Source organism: bacterium, assembly GCA_030654305.1.
Classification (GTDB): domain Bacteria; phylum Krumholzibacteriota; class Krumholzibacteriia; order LZORAL124-64-63; family LZORAL124-64-63; genus PNOJ01.
This window is the reverse complement of record JAURXS010000518.1, coordinates 1-2,327: the sequence shown is the minus strand read 5'-3', so window position 1 is coordinate 2,327 and position 2,327 is coordinate 1. Positions and strand designations below refer to the sequence as shown.

Genomic DNA, 2,327 nt, shown 5'->3' with positions numbered 1-2,327 from the left:
ACAACGGCACGGGCCTGCAGCCGATCACGAACGACGCGACCTGGACCGTCCTGAACGGCGCCGGCCAGATCCCGGCCTGGCGGGCCGTGCTCGGCCACGACTTCTCGCCGACCGGACCGTGCTGCGACAGCCTGACGCTGGAGGTCCTGCGCGACGTGCCGGTGATCGACGCCGTCGCGGACGTCCCCGACGACCAGGGCGGGCAGGTGCGCCTGCGCTGGGCGCGCAGCTCGTTCGACCGCGACGGCAGCGACGCGCCGATCCTGAGCTACTCCGTCTACCGCCGCGTCGACGCGCGCACGGCGACCGGCGCCACGCCGGACCCGCAGGCCGCGGCCGACCGCTCGTGGCCCCCGGGTGAGTGGGATTACCTCGCCACCGTCCCGGCCGACCTCGAGGACCTGTACTCCGTGGTCGTGCCCACGCTCTACGATGCGACGGTCGCCGCGCCGCGCCCCACGACGTTCTTCGTGCGCGCCCGCACCGAGGAACTCGGGGTCGTCTTCGACGCGCCGCCCGACAGCGGCAGCTCCCTCGACAACCTCGCCCCCGCGTCGCCCGGCGCCTTCACGGTCGCCTACACCGCCGGCGGCAACCTGCTGGCCTGGGGCGCGCCGGCCGACGACGACATCGTCGGCTACCGGCTCTACCGCGGCGCGGTCCCCGGCTTCGCGCCCGCGCCGGAGAACCTCCTGGGCGAAACCGCCCTGACGGCCTGGATCGACCGCGCGACCGACCCCTGGACCTGGTTCTACCTGGTGGCCGCGGTGGACCGCGCCGGCAACGAGGGCCCGCCGACGGCGCCCGACGCGCTCACCGGCGCGCCCGACGGCGGGACGCCCGCCGCCTACGCGCTGCGCGGTGCCGCGCCGAACCCCTTCAACCCGAGCACCACGTTCAGCTACGACGTGCCGGCCGGCGGCGGCGACGTGCGCCTCGACCTGCTGGACGCCCGCGGCCGCATCGTGCGCACGCTCGTCGCGGAGCGGCGCGCCGAGGGCCGTCACGAGGCGGCCTGGAACGGGCGCGACGACGCGGGGCGCCGCCTGCCCTCCGGCGTGTACTTCGCCCGGCTGCGCGCGGCGGGGTGCCGCGAGGTGATCAAGGTCACGCTGGCCGGCTAAAACGGGACTCTCGGCATGAACTGCCCCCGGGTGCGGACAAAGCCCTTTCCGCGCCAGGGGGCGTTCTCTATACTGGGAACCCGTGACGGGGGCGGGACGTTGACGTCCCCTCCCGCAGGCGATCCCCGGAGCCGTCGCGCACCACCGAAGGCGAGCGTCAGCCATGATCCCAGCCCTTCGTCGTGTCCTCGCGCCGGCCGCGCTGGCGCTTCTGCTGGCCGGCCCCGCCGCCGGCGCCACCCTGCTGCTGACCGGCACTCCCGGCGCCGCCGTGCGGCTCGACGGCCGCGACCTCGGCACCCTGCCGCTGGACGCCCTGGACGTGGCCGCGGGCAGCCACGCGCTGTCGGCCACGCTGAAGGGGATGCTGCCCCTGGACGTCGAGATGCGGATCGACGCGGAGGATGCGGTGGTCCGCCGGCACCTGCGCCTGCAGCCCATGAGCCGCCGCGACGCGGTGGCCTACAGCCTGGTGCTGGCCGGCCTGGGCCAGCGCTACGAGGGCCGGCCCCGGCTGGGCTGGGCCCTGACCGCCGCGGAGGTCGGCGGGCTGCTGACGGCCCTGGCGGGGGAACTGGCGGTGCAGAACCACCGCGACGATTACGAACTCGCCATGGCGAACTACCGCGACGCGCTGCTGCCGACCGACGTCGCATTCTACCGCGCCCAGGCCGCCGACGCGTGGTCCGCGGCCGACGACGCCGGCAAGCTGCGCGACACCGCGGCGGCCGTCGCCGTCGGGGCCGTCGTCATCGGCGTGATCGACGCCTGGCTGCGCTTCCCCTCGCTCGAGGCTGGCGCCGGCCCGGCGCCGGCGCCGCCGCCCGAGGTCGCGGCCGCCGCCGCGACGGCTGGTTCCGGCTTCCACGTGGGTTGGAGCCTGCGGTGGTGACGAAAGGACGGATGATGACCGCTCGCCTGCCGCTGTTCGCCCTGCTGGCCGCGATCGTCCTGGCCCTGGGCTGCACCCAGGTCCCCGAGGCGCCGGACTACGACAACCCCCTGGATCCGCACGGGACGGGCGGCGATCCCTTCAACGTTACGGCGTTCTACGTGGCCGGCGGCGTGATGGTGAACTGGACGGCACTCGACCAGACCGGCGTGACGGGCTACGACGTCCTGCGCGCAGGCGTCCTGGAAGGTCCCTAAGACTTCATCGGCTCAGTCACGCACCCGACGGTCCTGTACGTCGACCGCTACTTC

The 2,327-nt window shown here is 74.8% G+C and carries 3 protein-coding genes; all 3 read left to right on the top strand.

The window, feature by feature from the left end:
• A partial coding sequence (locus Q7W29_14670) for a FlgD immunoglobulin-like domain containing protein (protein MDO9173065.1) occupies window positions 1-1,124 on the top strand: 1,124 nt, incomplete at its 5' end.
• Window positions 1,125-1,287: 163 nt separating this feature from the next.
• Entirely contained in the window at window positions 1,288-2,016 is a 729-nt protein-coding gene (locus tag Q7W29_14665) for a hypothetical protein (protein MDO9173064.1), read from the top strand.
• Between the two features lie 14 nt (window positions 2,017-2,030).
• The gene (locus tag Q7W29_14660) at window positions 2,031-2,273 is read left to right on the top strand and encodes a hypothetical protein (GenBank protein ID MDO9173063.1); all 243 of its coding nucleotides are present in this window, start codon (window positions 2,031-2,033) and stop codon (window positions 2,271-2,273) included.
• Window positions 2,274-2,327: the final 54 nt, after the last annotated feature.

Excerpts from the sequence above, each read along its gene's own strand:
- Q7W29_14665 (MDO9173064.1), top strand. The coding sequence starts at position 1,288 with ATGATCCCAGCCCTTCGTCGTGTCCTCGCGCCGGCCGCGCTGGCGCTT.
- Q7W29_14660 (MDO9173063.1), top strand. The coding sequence starts at position 2,031 with ATGACCGCTCGCCTGCCGCTGTTCGCCCTGCTGGCCGCGATCGTCCTG.